General features: G+C 71.0%; 11 protein-coding genes. 5 read left to right on the top strand and 6 right to left on the bottom strand.

Annotation, left to right across the window (positions count from 1 at the left end):
- Positions 1–20: 20 nt before the first annotated feature.
- The 6 genes from lon to IPJ17_17175 form a co-directional block, all read right to left on the bottom strand.
- Positions 21–2495, bottom strand: a complete 2475-nt coding sequence (gene lon, locus IPJ17_17200) for an endopeptidase La (GenBank protein ID QQR73198.1) — start codon at positions 2493–2495, stop codon at positions 21–23.
- A 154-nt stretch (positions 2496–2649) separates the two neighbouring features.
- Positions 2650–3363 carry a sulfite exporter TauE/SafE family protein gene (locus tag IPJ17_17195; GenBank protein QQR76213.1) on the bottom strand — a complete coding sequence of 238 codons (714 nt, stop codon included), beginning with the start codon at positions 3361–3363 and terminating at the stop codon, positions 2650–2652.
- Positions 3364–3532: 169 nt separating this feature from the next.
- Entirely contained in the window at positions 3533–4585 is a 1053-nt protein-coding gene (locus tag IPJ17_17190; protein QQR73197.1) for an FHA domain-containing protein, read from the bottom strand.
- A gap of 147 nt (positions 4586–4732) precedes the next feature.
- Positions 4733–5173, bottom strand: a complete 441-nt coding sequence (locus tag IPJ17_17185; GenBank protein QQR73196.1) for a DUF393 domain-containing protein — start codon at positions 5171–5173, stop codon at positions 4733–4735.
- Entirely contained in the window at positions 5170–5964 is a 795-nt protein-coding gene (locus tag IPJ17_17180; GenBank protein QQR73195.1) for a hypothetical protein, read from the bottom strand. Before IPJ17_17180 ends, IPJ17_17185 begins: the two co-directional genes overlap by 4 nt.
- Positions 5965–6132: 168 nt before the next feature.
- Positions 6133–9618, bottom strand: coding sequence for a glycosyl hydrolase (locus IPJ17_17175; protein ID QQR73194.1), 3486 nt, complete (start codon positions 9616–9618; stop codon positions 6133–6135).
- A 37-nt stretch (positions 9619–9655) separates the two neighbouring features.
- Between IPJ17_17175 and IPJ17_17170 the strand changes: the two genes are divergently transcribed.
- Genes IPJ17_17170 through IPJ17_17150 form a run of 5 tightly spaced genes read left to right on the top strand, consistent with a single transcriptional unit; the run spans position 9656 to position 17699 of the window.
- Positions 9656–12442, top strand: a complete 2787-nt coding sequence (locus tag IPJ17_17170) for a M28 family peptidase (GenBank protein ID QQR73193.1) — start codon at positions 9656–9658, stop codon at positions 12440–12442.
- Between the two features lie 58 nt (positions 12443–12500).
- On the top strand, positions 12501–14033 hold the full coding sequence (locus IPJ17_17165; GenBank protein ID QQR73192.1) for a hypothetical protein: 1533 nt from the start codon (positions 12501–12503) through the stop codon (positions 14031–14033).
- Entirely contained in the window at positions 14018–15949 is a 1932-nt protein-coding gene (locus IPJ17_17160; protein QQR73191.1) for a HAMP domain-containing protein, read from the top strand. The genes IPJ17_17165 and IPJ17_17160 overlap by 16 nt, the downstream gene beginning before the upstream one ends.
- Before the next feature lie 35 nt (positions 15950–15984).
- Positions 15985–16383, top strand: coding sequence for a response regulator (locus IPJ17_17155; protein ID QQR73190.1), 399 nt, complete (start codon positions 15985–15987; stop codon positions 16381–16383).
- Positions 16380–17699, top strand: a complete 1320-nt coding sequence (locus IPJ17_17150; protein QQR73189.1) for an EAL domain-containing protein — start codon at positions 16380–16382, stop codon at positions 17697–17699. The genes IPJ17_17155 and IPJ17_17150 overlap by 4 nt, the downstream gene beginning before the upstream one ends.
- Positions 17700–17761: the final 62 nt, after the last annotated feature.

The raw sequence follows: 17761 nt of genomic DNA, 5'->3' as shown, positions 1-17761 counted from the left end.
GAGGGCGGACGCCGGAAGGGTCAGTGGGGGAAGGCGGGCTTGCCCTCGCCGCTCTCGCGCGGATCCTCGCCGAAGAGCAACCGCCCCTCGCGGAACGAGGCGCCGCGCAGGGCGATGGCGAGCACCTCACCGAGCTCGGAGACCGGATAGGCGATCACCTTGGCGCGCACCTCCTCGGGCAGGTCCTGGAGGTCGGCCTCGTTCTCGCGCGGCAGGACGATCTCCGTGATCCCGGCGCGCACGGCGCCGAGGACCTTCTCCTTGAGCCCGCCGATCGGCAGCACGCGGCCGGTGAGGGTGATCTCGCCGGTCATCGCCAGGTCGAATCGCGCCGGTCGGCCGGAGAGCGCCGAGACGAGCGCCGTCGCCATCGTCACGCCCGCCGACGGGCCGTCCTTGGGAATCGCCCCGGCGGGCACGTGAACGTGCACGTCGCGTTCGAACGACTCCTCGTCGATGCCCAGCGCCGCCGCGTGGGCGCGAGCGTACGACCAGGCGGCACGCGCCGACTCCTTCATCACGTCGCCGAGCTGGCCGGTCAAGACGAGATCGCCCTTGCCGCGCATCGTCGAGGCCTCGACGAAGAGGATGTCGCCGCCCACCGGGGTGTAGAACATGCCGGTGGCGACGCCCACCTGGTCGGCCTTGGCGGCGCGCTCGGGATGGACGCGCGGACGGCCGAGCAGGTCGCGCACCTCGGCCGGGCCGGCGGCGACCGCCGAGGTCTCGCCGAGCGCGATCTTGCGCGCCGCCTTGCGGGCCAGCTTGCCGAGCTCGCGCTCGAGCTGGCGGACGCCCGCCTCGCGGGTGTAACCGTTGATGATCTCGGAGAGCGACTCGTCGGTCAGCGAGAGCTCCTCGCCCTTCAGGCCGTTCTCCTCGAGCTGGCGCGGCACCAGGTACTGCCGGGCGATGGCGCGCTTCTCGAGCTCGGTGTAGCCGGCGAACTCGACCGTTTCCATGCGGTCGAGCAGCGGCGCCGGAATGTTCTGGATGTAGTTCGCCGTGGTGACGAACAACACCTCCGACAGGTCGAACGGCACGCCGAGGTAGTGGTCGGTGAAGCTGTCGTTCTGCGCCGGGTCGAGCACCTCGAGCAGCGCGCTCGCCGGATCGCCCTGGAAGCTCACGCCGAGCTTGTCGATCTCGTCGAGCAGGAAGACCGGGTTCTTGGTCCCCACCTGGCGCATGCCCTGGATGATGCGCCCGGGCATCGCGCCGACGTAGGTGCGACGATGGCCGCGGATGTCCGCCTCGTCGCGCGCGCCGCCGAGCGAAATGCGGACGTACTCGCGCCCCATGGCGCGGGCGATCGAGCGGGCGATCGACGTCTTGCCGACGCCGGGAGGTCCGACGAGCAGGAGAATCGGCCCCTTGCCCGGCCGGCCGTGCGGATCCTTGCCGGACCGAGCATCCTTCTTCTCGGCCGGCGGCTCGACCGCCGTCGCCTCGGCCCCCGACTTCGCGCGATCGCGAAGCTGGCGGACGGCGAGGAACTCGAGCACGCGGTCCTTCACCTCGGAGAGGCCGTAGTGGTCCTCGTCGAGGATCCTCGCCGCGCGCGCCAGGTCGAGGATGTCGTCGCTGCGCTTGCCCCACGGCAATTCGGCGACGGTCTCGAGGAAGGTGCGGATGACCTGCGACTCCATCGACTCGCGGCCGATGCGACGCAGGCGCGTGTGCTCGCGGTCGATCTCCTTGCGCGTCGTCTCGGGCAGGTCGAGAGCGTCGAGCTTCGACTTGAGCTCGTCGGCGTCGCTGGCCTCGTCGCTCTCGCCGAGCTCCTTCTGGATCGCCTTGAGCTGCTCGCGCAGATAGGCCTCGCGCTGGCGGCCGCCGAGCTCCTCGCGCACTTTGCTGCGGATCTCCTCCTGCGCCTCGAGCACGGAGAGCTGACGCTGGACCAGCACCAGGACGCGCCGCACGCGCGCTTCGACGTCGAGCGTCTCGAGCAGAGCCTGGCGCTCGGCGGTGGCGGTCTCGACGTAGGCAGCGACGAAGTCGGCGAACTGGCCGGCCTCCTCGAAGCCGGCGATCACCCGCTGCACCGCCTCTTCGGGAAGTCCGGAGCGCTTGCCGAGCTCGGCCGAACGCTCGCGCAGCTCGCGCACCAGGGCGACGAACGCCGGCTCGCCGGGGTGTTCGACCGGAACCTCCTCGGCGTCGACCAGGACCGCCTGCAGGAAGCCGTCGTGCTCGAACAGTCGCAGCGCCGCAGCGCGCTGTTCGCCGTGCAGCACGAGCTGGAAGCCGGCGAGCCCGCGCTGCACCTGCGACATGGTCGCCACCGTGCCGATGGCGTAGAGCCCGTCGGTGGTGACCTGGTCGAGGTTCTGCCGCTGGGCGAGGACGAAGATGCGCTTGCTCGGGCTGGCGAGCGCCGCCTCGATCGCCTTGAGCGTCGAGGGTCGTCCGGCGCCGATCGGCATGGCAAGGCCGGGGAACAGAACCGAGTCGCGCAGCGGCAACACGGGGAAGGTGTGAGTCTCGGTCATCGCGAGTCCTTTCGTCGTCCGCACGGCCTGGAGCGGAGTCCGCCCCGTACAACCGAGCGGTCGAAGGTGAAATTCCAGCGGTAACCGGAGGCGTCGCGAGGTCCCCGCTCGAGGGACGGAGGTCGGGTGGCGGCCGCTCGTCGTCGTGTCGGGCTCAGCCGTAGCGTTGCCAGAGCAGAACGGCGAAGACGAAGAAGCCGATGCCGACGACGGCGAGACGGGCCTTCTCGCGACCGATTCGGCGAGCGAAGTGAGCCCCGGCGAAGCCGCCGGCGACCGCGCCGGCCAGCATCACCAGGGCGAACGGCCAGAGCACGGCGCCTTTCCAGATGAAGTAGCCGGCGGCGAGGCTGTTGATGCAGATGCCGAAGAAGTTCTTCAGCCCGTTCATCGCGTGGATGTCGGTCAGGCCGAGGAACCCGAGGATGACCAGCATCAAGATGCCGATGCCGGCCCCGAAGTAGCCGCCGTAGAGCGCCACGCCGAACTGGCCAAGGGTGGCGAGGAGGAAGCGCGTGGGTGTCTGCGGATGCTCGCGGGCGACCTCGGGGTGCCGTGAGCGGATCGCCTGGAAGAGGAAGAGCAGCGTGGCGAAGAGCACGAGCCAGGGGGCGAGCGACGCGAAGAGCTTCTCCGGTGTGGCAAGCAGGAGCATCGAGCCGAGCGCGCCGCCGACCAGACTGGGAACGAAGAGCGTGCGCAGCCAGGCGCGATGCGTCGCCACCTCGCGACGATAGCCGGCGAGGCTCGCCGCGGCCCCGGGCAGGAGTGCCACGGTCGACGTCGCGTTGGCCTGAATCGCCGGCACGCCCAGGAGGATGAGCGTCGGGAAGGTCAGGATGGTGCCGCCGCCCGCCAGGGCGTTCATGAATCCGGCGGCCGCGGCGCTGGCGAGCAGGGCGAGGAGTTGGGGTGTGGTCACGAGCCGGGAGTCCGCAGCGGTCAGTGAGCAGCCGGTCGAGACGGCGCGGCGATCGCCCGCCGCGAGCCTAGCAGGGCGCGTCGCCGCGCGGGGCGGCGGGCGCCCCGGCAGCGGCTCATCCCGCCTTGTAGAGGAAGCGCACGGTGCCGAAGGCGACGAGGTCGCCGTCGGCAAGCCGCTGCTCGGTGACCCGCACGCCGTTGACGTAGGTGCCGTTCTCCGAGCCGAGGTCGACGACGACGTGCGTTCCGTCCGGAGCGAGATCGAGCCGGGCGTGGCGCCGCGAGACCGCCGGTCGGGCGATGCGGATCTGGCACTCCTGCGTGCGTCCGACCGTCACCGAAGGGCCGAGGTGGAACTGCTCCTCGAGCCCTTCCTCCTGGCCGACGAGCCGGGCCGTCGGCAGAACCATCGTCGCGCCGAGCTCGGCGGAGGAGTCCGGAATCGGCGTCCCGCGACGCGGGAGGATCACCGTGCCGTCCTCCTCGACGTCGTCCGGGAGAGGGATGGGCAGTGGCGGCGGCGGAGGCGGCTCCGGCGTCGTGGCCATCGGACGGGTGATGCCGTCTTCCTCGGGGCTCTGGGTTTCCGCGACCGTGGAGAGCGGCGCGATCTCGGCCGGAGACGGAGCCGGCGGCTCCTCGCCTCCCGTCGCCGGCGCCGCTTTGGTGCCGTCGTCGGACGACGCTTGCGCGGGAGCCTCGACCGGATCGGGCCGTTCGAGCTCGTCGGGGCGATGGAAGGCGGCGAGGAAGCGCTGGCGCAGCGCCTCGGCGGCGGCGAGCGCCTGCTCGCGTTCGGCCAGCCGCTCGGCGCCCTCTCGCGTCTGCTCGGCGAAGCGCGTGTCGTCGTACTCGCCGATGCGATGGCGGAACTCGCGCTCTTCGGATTCGAGCTGCGCCGTTTCGAGCTCCGCCTCAAGCGCCTGGTGGATCGACTGCAGGCGCCGGTACTCCTCGCGCGCGCGTGCCTTGAGCGGGCGAGCGCGTTCGTCCAGCGCTTGCTCCCGTTGGCGGTAATCCTGCTCGACGCGGGCGTAGACGATCGGCGAGACGGTGCTCCTCAGGTCGCCCATGCGGCGGAGCCGCTCGGCGAGTTGCTCCTCTTCCGCCTTGACCAGCATGAGCTCCTCGATGGCCGAGGTGTCGATTCCGTCGAGTGGGTTCATTCCTCTTCTCCTCTCCCCGGCGTCATGCGCGGTGAATCGAGGTGGAAGGCACGGCAGGTCGTCGAGCAGGCGGCCATTGTAGAGGCGAGCGCGCGGCCGACTCAAGGATCGGTCGCTGTCGCGGCGGCGGACCGGCCGTTTCTCGGCTCAGGGGAGCAGGCGGCCGCCGGGCGCTCGGTGGCTCCGAGAGCAGGCTCGGACCGGTCCGAACCAGCGCCGCCGACTCCATGCCACGACGTCGTAGAGGCGGTCGGCGAGCGCCGTGGGCAGCAGGCAGAGCAGCGCGCCGGCGAGGCGGCACGGACCGCCGATGGCTCGCAGGATGGCGACGACGGCCCGGGAACGGCGGAGCGGTGCGCCGCCTCCGGCGGGGAAGAAGAGGATCGAACCGGCGTCGCCCGGCGGCTCGGCGACCGCCAGGTGACGGGCGGTCGCTCCGTGGAGTGGCGCGAAGGCGAGCCGCTCGTGGCGGTCGAGGCGGAGGAGCAACCGGACGGCGTGGTCGCACAACGCGCATTCGCCGTCGAAGAAGACGAGGTCACGACCTCCCGTCGAGATCGCAGGAGCCGGCCGGTCGACCTCGCTCACCGCGGCGTGTTCTTCTCCCAGGAGCCGTAGACCGGGTTGGGAAGGACGAAATAGCGCTCGCCGAAGAGAGCGAAGGCCGAATCGTCGGCGTCCCGCGCCGATTGGTCGAGTCCCGGGAAGTCCCCGACGTTGTCGCCGACCCAGACGAGGATTTCGAGCGGGCGCAGGCCGGGCACGGCGGTTCCGCTGGCGATCGCCTGCCAGCGACCCTCTTTCTCGCCGTTCGCTCCCTCGGCGCGGCAGAGCACCAGATCGAAGGGGATCGATCGACTGCGCAGGTTGGCCCGCGTGTCTTCGCACTGATCTTCGCCGCGGTTGGTGACCACGGCCACCCGTCCGCCGAGGTTCTGGACCTTCTGCAGGAAGGCGATCGCCCCCGGAACGGCGGCTGCTTCGCGCCGCTTCACCCAGTCGGCCCAGCTCGGCAAGGCATACGCATCGGCAGCTCGAGCCCGCTCGTAGGCGTAGAGAGAGTTGTCGATGATCGTCTCGTCGGCGTCGACCGAAACCGCCCAGGTTCCTGGAGCCCGCCCGGCGGCGAGACGCTCGAGGGCTTCGCCCGCTTCGCGGAAGACCTGGAGGTGGATCGCCCGGTACTCGGCCGCGGTCCGCTGCCAGAGGACAGCGGACGGGAGGGCCGGCGTCGGCGCCGTCTTCGGGGTGGGCTTGGCCGCCGCGGTGGCCGCTACGGGCGTGGCCGAGGTTCGAGGTGGTGCGGCCGTCCGGGCAGAGCAGGCGGCCAAGGCCAGGAGGACCAGCGGGAGCGTCAGGCGACGCGAGGTCGAGGACATCGGGGCTCCTTCAGCCGGGCCACTCGCCCGGGGTCATGTCCGGATCGCGACGGCCGCATCGAGGCGCCGGCGTCCGGGGTCGTGCGCGACCCGGATTCGCCGCTCCTCCCGCTCGGTGAGCGGGAGGAGCGGCGGACGGGCCTGGGAGGCGCGCGGTGCGGTCTCCTCCTACTCCTTCGCCCACACCGGAAGACGGCCCGGCGTGTAGGGCGCTCCGTAGGACTCCATCCGCGCCTCGAGCTTGCCGAGGTCGACGCCGACGAGCTGCCGGAGCTCGCTCAACTGACGGGCGAACGCCGCTGCGGCGATCTCGTAGGCATCGAGCTGCGTACGGGTCGGCGCCGAGCTCGACGTCCAGTGACCGAACACGACGTTCTGCACCCGCTCGACGATCGACGGCGCATCGTTCTCGTTGCGCCGACGCGCTTCGCGGTCGCCGTGCATCGCCGTGTCGATCGCCTGCAGCCGGAGGGCAAGCGCCCGCGCTTCGTCACGCAGCTCGGCCGGGGCTCGGGGGGTGTCCTCGAGCGCCCGCTTGATCAGGCCGAGCCGGTCCTTGGTCTCGCGCACCATCTGTGATGCGCCGAGCACGGCGCGCTGCAGGCGTGCGGTTTTCTGCTGGAACGCCAGGAGCGCGGCCTGGTCGGGAGCCGGCAGGCTGGCGAGCGCCAGCGGGGCGACGTCGAACTTCTCCGGCCCGACGAGCGCCGTTTCGTGCCCGTCGACGCGACGGCTCAGCTCGACGGTGTAGGTGCCGGGCAGCGCCGCCGGCGCCAGGTTGGTGAAGAAGCTCGGGAAGTCCGGATCGACCTCGCGCTCGGTCGCGGCCGGATCGAGCGCGGCGTAGCGCAGGTCCCAGGCGACGCGGTGGATTCCCGCTCCGGTGGGCCCGGTGAGCCGGCGCACCACCTCGCCTCGCGCGTCGCGGACGGTCAGCAGGATCGCCGGCTCCTCCTCGAGTGCTTCGGCCCGCAGCTCGTCGAGCGTCGGGTAGGGTGGCGTCTTGCCCGCCTTCTCGGCAGCGCTCTCTTCTTCGGTGCGACGCGCCTTGCGCGTCTTTAGCTCGTCCTTGAGGTAGTAGGTGAAGACGGCGCCGAACGGCGGGTCCGGTGCGAGCCAGTAGGACTCGCCGAGGAACCCCTTGCCGGTGCCGCCGATGCGCGAGCCCGGCACGTACATCGCGGCCCGCTTGACCGGGAAGATCGCCGCCTCCTTGGCGAGCGCCTCGGGTGCGGCGTGGCGCAGCGGCGTGTAGTCGTCGAGGATGTAGAAGCCGCGGCCGAAGGTGGCGAGCACGAGGTCGTTCTCGCGCTTCTGGATGGCGATGTCCTTCACGGCGATGGTCGGCATGCCGCCCTTGAGCTGCAGCCAGTGCTTGCCGCCGTCGCGCGTGAAGTAGACGCCGAACTCCGTGCCGGCGAAGAGCAGGTCGGCGCTGACGTGGTCTTCGGCCAGCGCGTAGACCGAGCCCCGCGCCGGCAGGTCGCCGGCGATCGACACCCAGGTCTTTCCGCGATCGGACGAGCGCAGGGCGTACGGCTTGAAGTCGCCCATCTTGTGGTTGTCGAAGGCCGCGTAGACCGTGCCGGCGTCGTGCTGCGAGGCGACGAGCGCGGAGACGTAGGTCGACTCCGGCACCCCGGCGAAGCGCTCGATGCGCGTCCAGGCGCCGCCGCCGTCGCCACTCACCTGGATCAGGCCGTCGTCGGTGCCGACATAGAGAAGCCCTTCGACCTTCGGTGATTCGGCGAGAGCCACGATGTTGCCGTAGAGCGAGGTCGAGGCGTTCTTCGCCACGGCGTCGGCGCGCTGCACCTTGCCCATCACCTGGAGCTGGTTGCGCTCGACGTGGCGCGTCAGGTCGCCGGAGACGGCGCGCCAGCTGTCGCCGCGATCGTCGGAGCGGAAGAGCTTGTTGGCGGCGAAGTAGAGCCGGGTCGGCGAGTGCGGCGAGATGAGCAGCGGCGAGTCCCAGTTCCAGCGCAATCCGGGCTCGCCGGCGCCGGGCTGCGGCTGGATGTCGATGTTCTCGCCGCTCTTGCGGTCGAAGCGGGTCAGCGCACCATGCTGCGCCTGGGCGTAGACGATGTCGGGATTGCCCGGCTCGATCTGGGTCTCGAAGCCGTCGCCCCCCTGGGTGACGAACCAGTCGGAGCTCGGCACGCCGTTCTGGGTCAGCGAACGCGACGGTCCCCCGAGGCTGAAGTTGTCCTGCGTTCCGCCGTAGACGTTGTAGACCGGCGCGGCGTCGTCGACCGAGACGCGATAGAACTGGGTCACCGGCAGGTTGGGCTTGTGCTGCCAGTTGGCGCCGCGGTCCCAGCTCTCGTAGATCCCGCCGTCGCAGCCCACGAGATAGTGCTCGGCGTCGCGCGGGTCGATCCACATCGCGTGGTTGTCGACGTGCTTGGACTTTTCGCCGAGCCGGCGCCAGCTCTTGCCGCCGTCATCGGAAACCTGGAGGATGGTGTCCATCGAGTACAGTCGGTCGACGTCGAACGGATCCGCGACGAGCTCGTTGTAGTACTGCGGCGACTGGGAGACGTACTTGCCGCGCTTCTCCCAGCTCGCGCCGCGATCGCGCGAGCGGAAGACGCCACCTTCGTCGCGCGTTGCCTCGACGATGGCGTAGATCACGTCCGGGTCGACCGGCGAGATCGCCAGGCCGATCCGGCCCTTGTCCCCCTTGGGCAGCCCAGACTCCGCCTTGGTCCAGGTCGCGCCGGCGTCGGTCGAACGGTAGATGGTCGACTCCGGGCCGCCGTCGATGAGCGTCCAGACGTGGCGGCGCCGCTGATAAGCCGACGCGTAGAGGACGTCGGGGTTGCGCGGGTCGACGACGAGGTCGGAGACGCCGGTGTTCTCGCTCACCGCGAGGACCTGCTTCCAGGTCTTGCCGGCGTCGACGCTCTTGTAGAGGCCGCGGTCGCCTCCCGGGTTCCACAGCGGTCCCTGGGCGGCGACGTAGACGACGCGCGAATCGCGCGGGTCGACGACGATCTTGCCGATGTGCTCGGACTTGTCGAGACCCATCTTCGTCCAGCTCTTGCCGCCGTCCTCGGAACGGTAGACGCCGTCGCCGTAGGCCACCGAGCGCTGCGAGTTGTTCTCGCCGGTGCCGACCCAGACGACGTTCGGGTTGTGCGGGTCGAGCGCCACCGCGCCGATGGAGAAGGAGCCCTGAGCGTCGAAGATCGGGCTGTAGGTCGTGCCGGCGTTGACCGTCTTCCACACGCCGCCCGAGGCCACGCCGACGTAGTAGGTCGCCGGGTCGGTCGGGTCGACGGCGAGGTCGATCACGCGCCCCGAGGTCAGCGCCGGTCCGATGCCGCGCAACTCGAGGCCGGCGAAGGTGTCGGCGTTGAAGGGGTCCTTCGGGGGCTCAGGCTTGGCGACTGGCGCGGCTGCAACCCCGAGAGCCGGGAGAGCGGCGGCCAAGGTGAGGACGACAAAGGCGGCGAAGGGGGCTCGGGATCGCACGTGCTCCTCCAGGTTGGGACCGGCGAAGGTGGGCCGTTGGGCCGGCCCGGTCTCGAATGGTAGCAGGGCGCCCGTGCGGCGACGCGACCTCGCGAGAGGTCGAGGCGGGCGCTGCGCGCGAACGGCTCCTGAGCGACTCCGGGTTCCGGTGGCTCGAGAGCGCTGAAGTAACATGCGACGCGATTCGCGCCGTGCCAGGAGGCCCGCTGCAATGATCCCGACTCGTCCATTCCTGCTTTCGCTCGCTCTGGGTCTGCTGCTCGACGGGGTCGGAGCGCGCGCAGAGATCAAGGCCCCTCCTTCGTTCCCTGGCGAGGGGCGCCTCGCTGATCTGCGCCAGCTCACCTTCGGTGGCGAGAACGCCGAGGCCTACTGGGCTCCCGACGGCCGCGAGCTGCTCCTGCAGTCGGCTCATCCGCCGTTTGCCTGCGACCAGATCTTCCGGCTGCCGATCGACCGGCCGGGGGAAATGACGCTGGTGTCGACGGGCAAGGGGCGGACCACCTGCTCCTACTTCTCCTTCCCGGCAGGGGACCGCATCCTGTATGCCTCGACCCATGCGGCCAGCGAGGCGTGCCCGGCGGTCCCCTCGCAGGCCGAAGGCTACGTCTGGCCGATCTACCCGGAGTACGAGATCTACTCGGCCAAGCCCGATGGCAGCGACTTGCGCCGGATGACCGACAACTCGGCCTACGACGCCGAGGCGACGGTCTGCCGTCGCGACGGCTCGATCGTCTTCACCTCGACGCGCGACGGCGACCTCGAGCTCTACCGGATGGACAAGGACGGCGGCAACGTCGTTCGCCTGACGCACGAGCCGGGCTACGACGGCGGAGCGTTCTTCTCGGAAGACTGCACCAAGCTCGTCTGGCGCGCGAGCCGCCCGCGCGGGGCGGCGCTCGAGGAGTACCAGCGTCTGCTGGCACGCCATCTCGTGCGGCCGAGCCGCATGGAGCTCTGGGTCGCCAATGCGGACGGCACCGAGGCGCGGCAAGTGACCTACCTCGGGGCGGCGTCGTTCGCTCCCTACTTTTCGCCGGACGGCCGGCGGATCCTCTTCTCGTCGAACGTCGGCGAAGGGCGGGGGCGGGAGTTCGACATCTGGTCGATCGGCATCGACGGCTCCGGGCTCGAGCGCATCACCTCCGCGCCGGGCTTCGACGGCTTCCCGATCTTCTCGCCCGACGGCACGCTGCTCGCCTTCAGCTCGAATCGAGTGCAGACGGCTCCGGGGGAGACCAACGTCTACGTGGCGCGCTGGGTCGAGTCTCCGGCCGAGCCGTTCCGCGGGGAGGAATCGGCGGCCGATCGCATCGCCCGCGACGTGGCCTGGCTCGCCGATCCGGCTCGCGAAGGGCGGGGCGTCGGCTCGGCCGGGATCGCGCAGGCCGCGTCGTTTCTCGAAGGGAGATTCCGTGAGCTCGGCCTCACCCCGGCAGGCGATGCGGGCGGGTATCGCCAGACCTTCGAGGCGCCAGTCGAGATCACTGCGGGCGAGCAGACGCATCTGAGCCTGAGCGGGGAACGGATCTCGGCGTCGCCGGCGAGCCTCGTCCCTCTCGGTTTTTCCCCCGTGCAGGCGAAGGTGGCGGGCGAGGTGGTCCTCGCCGGCTACGGCATCACCTCGACCGATCCGCCGCGCGACGACTACCGGGACCTCGACGTCCGGGGGCGCATCGTCCTGGTGCGACGCTTCGTTCCGGCCGGGGGCGGGTTCGATGGCGAGGAGGCCGAGCGGCGCTACGGCGATCTGCGCTCCAAGGCCCGGACCGCGCGCGAGCACGGCGCCGCCGCGCTCCTGGTGGTCGACCTCCCGGAGACCGCGCCGGCCGACGCCGGAAAGCTGCCCGACGAGGCGCCGCTGCCGAAGCTGACGATCGACGATCTGGGGGATGCGGGGATTCCGGTGCTCGCCGTGTCGCGGGACGTCGCGGCCCGTCTCCTGGCCGCTCCCGCCGTCCAGGTCGAGGTCGAGGTCGCCCTCGAGGTCCGGAAGGCGGCGACGGACAACGTCGTCGCTCGCCTCGCCGCCGGAGCGGCGGTCAAGCGACCGGGGACGGTCGTGATCGGCGCTCACTACGACCATCTCGGTTTCGGCGGCTCGCGCTCGCAGCTTCCCGCGGAACGGGCGCTCCATCCGGGCGCAGACGACAACGGCTCGGGCACCGCCGTGCTGCTCGAGGCCGCTCGCGATCTCGTCGCCCGCCAGCGCGAGGTCGAGCGCGATGTCGTCTTCGTCGGCTTCTCCGGTGAGGAGCTCGGCGCCCTCGGCTCGGCGGCCTTCACCCGGCGTCCGCCCACGTCACTGGCGGTCGGCGATTTCGTGGCGATGCTCAACCTGGACATGGTCGGGCGCCTGCGCGGCAACCGCCTGGCGCTGCTCGGCGGCGAGTCGTCGCCGCAGTGGAAGGCGACGGTCGAGCCGCTCTGCAGCGAGCTCGAGCTCACCTGCATCCTGTCCGGCGACGGCTACGGCCCTTCCGACCAGGCGCCGTTCTATGCCGCGGGCGTCCCCGTCCTCCATTTCTTCACCGGGGCGCACGACGACTACCACCGTCCGTCGGACACCGCGGCGACGATCAACGCCGCTGGCGGCGCGCGCGTGGCCCGCCTGGTCGCCGACGCGACCCTGGCCGTCGCCAGGCGAACCGAGCGACTGGAGGTCCGCGCCGCTCCGGCTCCAGCAGCGAAGGGCGACGTCCGCGCCACGGGCGCCTCACTGGGTACGGTCCCCGACTTCGCCGGCGACGGCGGAACGCCTCGCCCCGGCGTCCTGCTCGCCGCGGTGAGGGCCGGCGGTCCGGCAGAGAAGGCGGGGATCCGCCGCGGCGATCGCCTCGTGCGGCTCGCCGGTCGAGAGATCCGCGACCTCAACGACTTCACCTTCGTGCTCCGCCAGGCACGGCCTGGCGATCCGGCGGTGGCGGTGGTGGAACGAGAGGGGCGCCGGCTGGAGCTCGCGGTGATCTTCGGCGAGGCGCGCGGCCGCACACGCTAGCCGCGACGCGGCGACTCGACGGTGCGGCTCCGGAGTAGACTGCTGCCGGTCGCCTTGCATGATCGTTGCGCTCCGTCGCTTCGCGTCCCGTTGGCCGGGGCCCTTTGCCGGGTCCCTCGTGGTGACGGTCTGTCTGCTGGCGGGCTGTGACGGAGCGGCGCCGCCGAGGCCGGAGGCGGACGAACGGCCGCTGCGAGTCGCTCTGCACGCCGAGCCGACGAGCCTCGATCCTCATCTCCAATCCGAGTCGGTCGCCAACTCGCTGTTGTCGAATCTCTACGAGGGGCTGACCAGCTTCGACGGCGAGATGGGGCTGCGCCCGGCCCTCGCCGAGCGCTGGGAGAGCCCGGACGACCTGACCTGGATCTTGCGGATCCGCCGCGGCGCGACCTTCCACGACGGCCGGCCGGTCACCGCCGCCGACGTGGTCGCCAGCCTCGAGCGGGCCCGCGATCACCCCGCCAGCCGGGTCAGCGCCTTTCTCGTCGCCGTCGACTCCTGGCGAGCGGTCGATCGCTCGACCGTCGAGTTGCGGACGCTGCGGCCGTACCCGATCCTGCTCAACAAGCTCGCGCTGATCCTCATCGTGCCGGCGGGATCGCCCAACCCCATCGTCGATCCGGTGGGTACCGGTCCATACCGGTTGGCGACCCGAGGGGCCGGCAGGCTCGAGCTCGAGCCGTACGCCCGGCACTGGGCTGGACCGCCGCCGCACGTCCGCGTCGATTTCACCTTCGAGCCCGACAGCGCCCGCCGGGCTGCCGGACTCCTCGGAGGCGACTTCGACCTCGTCACCGAGGTCGGTCCGGAGGAGCGGGCGCGGGTCGCCGCCTCCGAGGTGGCCGAGTTGCGCGAGCGCGACACCCTGACGGTCAACTACCTTCAACTTCCGGGCGACGTGCCGCCGTTCTCCGACCCGCGGGTCCGCGAGGCGCTCGACCTGGCGATCGATCGGCGGCAACTGGTCGCGCAGATGGTCGGCGGGGTCGGCTCGCCAGCGGGCCAGATGGTCGGCCCGAACGTGTTCGGCTATGTCCCGGGGCTCGTCGCGACCGAGCGCGATCTGCCGCGGGCGCGGCAGCTGCTGGCCGAGGCGGGCTATCCGAACGGCGTCGACCTCGACCTCGATCTGCGAGCGGGACGCAGTCTCGAACCGCTGGTGCGGCAGCTCGCCGAGGCCGGCTTCCGCGTTCACCTGCAGATCCGACGCTGGAGCGAGCTCTATCCGCTGCTGCAATCCGGCGCCCCACTGTTCTATTTCGGCGGCTGGTCCTGCACCTCGGGGGACGCGAGCGATCTGTTCGACGGCAAGGTGCATACCCGCAGTCCGCGCAGCGGTTACGGGAGTCAGCAGGGAAGGGTCCTGTCGACGCCGCTGCTCGACCGCCTCATCGAGATCGCCGGCAGCGCCTCCGACATGGGCGAGCGGCGCCGCCTGCTCGAGCAGGCGGCGCGCGAGCTCGCCGCGCGGCGCCTGTTGCTGCCGCTCTTCGTCGCCCGCACCGAATACGGTGTGCGGCGCAGCCTGCGCTTCGAGCCCCGCCTCGACGGTCACGTCCGAGCGGCCGAGATCCGATGGCGGACCCCCTGAGCGCCGGTGCCGGGTCCCCCGGGGCCGAGCCACCCGAGCCGCGCCGCCTCGGTCTGCGCTCGCGCTTCGTCATCGCCATCGCCGGTCTGATCGCCTTGGTGCTGGCGGGCAACACCTACCTCCTGGTGATCGACGCCCGGCAGGAGCGGCGTCGGCTGGTCGAGCAACGCACCCTGTCGTTCGCCAAGCTCGCCGTCGGACCGCTCTGCACCGCCTACGAGGTCTATTTCTCCAGCGGCCAATCGAAGTTCCGCGAGATCGTCCACGGGCTCGAGACGCTCAATCCGGAGATCGACCGGCTGGCGCTCTACGACGTCACCGGCCGGCTGCTCTTCGACAGCCGCACGCACGATCGAACGGGCGGCGACGCGGGGAGCGAAGCGGCCGACGGCGAGTTGCTCGAGGCGATCCGACTTCTCGACGGGAGTGAGCGGGTCGTTCGGGGACGCGACGGGCGGGAGGTCTATCGAGTCGTCGTGCCGCACGTCGAGGAGTGGGGGAGGCATCGTTTCACCCTGGTCGCCGAGACCTCGTTCGCCGGGCTGCGGGGTGCCATCCGCTCCGCCGCGGCGCGCATCGGCTTCTGGGCGGCCCTGGTGTTCTCCCTCGGCATCGCGTTGGCGGTGGCTCTCGCCCGGCTCAGCCTGCGACCGCTCGAGTTGCTGCGGCGCGGGGCGCTCGACCTCGCCGAGGGGCGGCTCGACCGGCGCATCGGCCTCGTCAGCGGGGACGAGTTCGAATCGCTCGCCCAGGCGTTCGACACGATGGCAGAGCGGCTGCAGCGCTCGATCGCCGACCTCGAGGCGAGCAACGCCGCACTCTCCGCCGCCAACCAGGAGCTCACCGAGCTCGACCGGCTGAAGAGCGATCTGCTGGCCAACGTCAGCCACGAGCTGCGCACGCCGCTCACGGCGGTGCAGGGCTACAGCGAGGCACTCTCCGCCGGGCTGCTGGGGCCGGTGTCGAACGAGCAGAAGTCGGCCCTGGAGGTCGTGCAGCGAAACCTGCGACGGTTGCTCGCGATGATCGAGGAGCTCCTCGCCTCGGCGCGCCTGCATCAGGGGACCCTGACCGTCCTGCCCGCCCCGTTCGACCTCGCCGCTCTGGTCGCCGAAGAGGTCGCGTCGCTGGCAGCGGCCGGGCACGCGGCGAGCCCGGTGCAGATCGACGCCGAGCCGGAGCTGCCGCTGGTCTACGCCGACCGGGATCGCATCGCGCAGGTGCTGGTGAACTTGATCGACAACGCCCTGAAGTTCACGCCGCCCGACGGCGAAGTTCGCGTCGCCCTGCGACGTCGCGGCGCCGAGGTGGTCGTCGAGGTCGCCGACACCGGGATCGGGATGCCGCCCGAGCTCGTCGGCCGGGTCTTCGATCGCTTCTACCAGGTCGATCCGTCGACCAAACGACGCTACGGCGGTCTCGGCCTCGGGTTGGCGATCGTGCGCGACATTCTCGCCGCTCATGCGGTGGCGATCGAGGTCGAGAGCGAGGTCGGGCGCGGCTCGACCTTCCGCTTCGCCCTGCCGCTGGCGAACGACGCGGCCTCCGACCGGCGCCCGCGGGTGCTGGTCGTCGACGCATCGCCGCGCTTCCTGGCGGCGGCGGTGACCGCGCTGCGCGAAGCCGGCGTGGCGCCGGAGGCGGTGCAGACGGTGGCGGCGGCGCGCGAGAGGCTGCGGGGAGGGCCGGCGGTGGTCGTCCTCTCGCGCCTGCTCGGCGACGGCGACGCCTTCGAGTTGTTGCGCGACCCGTCGGCGCTCGGACCGGCCCGCGTCGTCCTGCGGGCGCGCACGCGCGAGTTGCGCCTGGCCGGGAGCCTGGGAGCGGCAGCGGTGATCGCCGACGACGCCCCGCTCTCGGAGCTGGTTCGCGCCACGCTTCGCCTGGCCGGCGGGAGCGCCGTAGAATCCGGATGATCCGGACGCCCGGAGTGCGAAAGGAGAGCATCCCGATGAGCCAGAAGCGCCGCATCCTGGTGGTCGACGACGAGGTCGACGTGCGCTCGATGCTCGAGATGCTCCTCGTCCGTCACGGTTACGAGGTGGAGGTGGCGAGCAACGGGATGGACGCGATGGTGGCGGTGCAGGCGCAGCGCCCCGACCTCATCCTGCTCGACGTGATGATGCGCGACATGGACGGCTGGGAGGTGCTCAAGCTCCTGCAGCTCGAGGAGGGGACGCGCGAGATCCCGGTGGTGATCATCTCGGCCCGTGCCGAGACGCGCGACAAGATCCGCGGCTTGCAGGAAGGGGCCGTCGACTACCTCACCAAGCCGTTCAAGATCGGCGACGTGCTCGAGCGCGTGGCGATCCTGCTCGGCGCGCCCCCGGTGGAGCCCGCCTCCCGGTGAGCGAGAGCGACGATCCGCGCCTGCTCGCCTTGCGGGCCGAGCTGCTCAAGCAGCGGGCCTGCCTGGTCGATCCGACCACCGGACTGCCGGCGTTGCCGGCGGTCATCGAGGCCGTGCGGCGGCGGATCGAGGCCGGGCACAACCTCGGCCTGATCTACTTCGACCTCCACAGCGAGGAGAAGATCGAGGAGATCTTCGGCTGGGAGACCTACGACGGGCTGTTGCGCCAGATGGCCGAGGCGCTGGCGGCGCTCGCGCCGCAGTTGCTCAAGCCCGACGACATCTTGGCGATCTCGGCCGTGCGCAGCGACGAGTTCCTCGTCTTCGTCGGCTCGAAGGTCGCCGACGGCCAGCTGCGGCACCGCCTCGAAGGGATCCGCGACCGGATGATGGAGGAGCTCTCGGAGCGGCTGCGGGTGCAGTTCGACACCGAGCGTCCGCGCAGCCTGGGTATCCACACCGCGGCGCTGCCGGTGCGCTGCGAGCCGACGGTGCGCGTCGAGCGGACGATCTACAAGGTGCTCGACGAGGTGCGGGCGCTCTGTCGGCGCGAACGCGAGAAGAAGCACACGCTCCGTCTCAACGAGCTGCGCCGCATCCTCGCCGTCGAAGGGATCCTCGTGCGTTACCAGCCGATCGTCAGCCTCACCGACGGCACCGTGCACGGCTTCGAGGCGCTCTCCTCCGGCCCCCCGGGGGACATCTTCGAGAGCCCGGAGATGCTCTTCGCTTTCGCCGAGGAGACCGACCAGATCGTCGAGCTCGAGCGCCTCTGCCGCGCCACGGCGATCCGCGGTGCGGCGGAGCTCGGTCGCGGGCGCAAGCTCTTCCTGAACACCTCGGCACGTGGGCTCTGCGACCCGCAGATGCTCTCGCCCGAGTTGCTCGACCTGATGGACGGGATCGGCCTGCCGACCAGCAGCTTGGTGGTCGAGCTGACCGAACGCGTCGCGATCACCGGCAACAAGGAGCTGCAACGAGCTCTCGAGCGTCTGCGCCAGCGCAAGGTGCAGTTCGCCATCGACGACGTCGGCGCCGGCTACTCGTCGCTCCAGGCGGTCGCCGAGATCGAGCCGCAGTACCTCAAGTTCGACCTCTCGCTGGTGCGCGACATCCACCAGAGCCGGATCAAGCAGTCGCTGCTCGAGAGCATCTCGACCCTCGCCGGCAAGATCGACGCCAAAGTCATCGCCGAAGGGGTCGAGAGCGTCGAGGAGTTCCGCACCCTGCGCACCCTCGGTGTCCCCTACGGACAGGGCTACCTGTTCGGCGTCCCGACTCCGCTGCCGTCCGGCGAGGGCCGGTTGCCGGGCTGAGCGCTCTGCGACGACGACCGCCGCTGCTCGCCGCCCTGGATGGGCATTTCTGGACGCTCGGC

It is taken from the genome of Holophagales bacterium, assembly GCA_016699405.1.
GTDB lineage: Bacteria > Acidobacteriota > Thermoanaerobaculia > Multivoradales > JAGPDF01 > JAAYLR01.
This window is presented reverse-complemented; position numbering and strand designations above follow the sequence as displayed.

Coding starts and splice junctions, on each gene's coding strand:
- lon (QQR73198.1), bottom strand. CDS start 2,495: ATGACCGAGACTCACACCTTCCCCGTGTTGCCGCTGCGCGACTCGGTT.
- IPJ17_17195 (QQR76213.1), bottom strand. CDS start 3,363: ATGAACGCCCTGGCGGGCGGCGGCACCATCCTGACCTTCCCGACGCTC.
- IPJ17_17190 (QQR73197.1), bottom strand. CDS start 4,585: ATGAACCCACTCGACGGAATCGACACCTCGGCCATCGAGGAGCTCATG.
- IPJ17_17180 (QQR73195.1), bottom strand. CDS start 5,964: ATGTCCTCGACCTCGCGTCGCCTGACGCTCCCGCTGGTCCTCCTGGCC.
- IPJ17_17175 (QQR73194.1), bottom strand. CDS start 9,618: ATGTTACTTCAGCGCTCTCGAGCCACCGGAACCCGGAGTCGCTCAGGA.
- IPJ17_17170 (QQR73193.1), top strand. CDS start 9,656: ATGATCCCGACTCGTCCATTCCTGCTTTCGCTCGCTCTGGGTCTGCTG.
- IPJ17_17165 (QQR73192.1), top strand. CDS start 12,501: ATGATCGTTGCGCTCCGTCGCTTCGCGTCCCGTTGGCCGGGGCCCTTT.
- IPJ17_17160 (QQR73191.1), top strand. CDS start 14,018: ATGGCGGACCCCCTGAGCGCCGGTGCCGGGTCCCCCGGGGCCGAGCCA.
- IPJ17_17155 (QQR73190.1), top strand. CDS start 15,985: ATGAGCCAGAAGCGCCGCATCCTGGTGGTCGACGACGAGGTCGACGTG.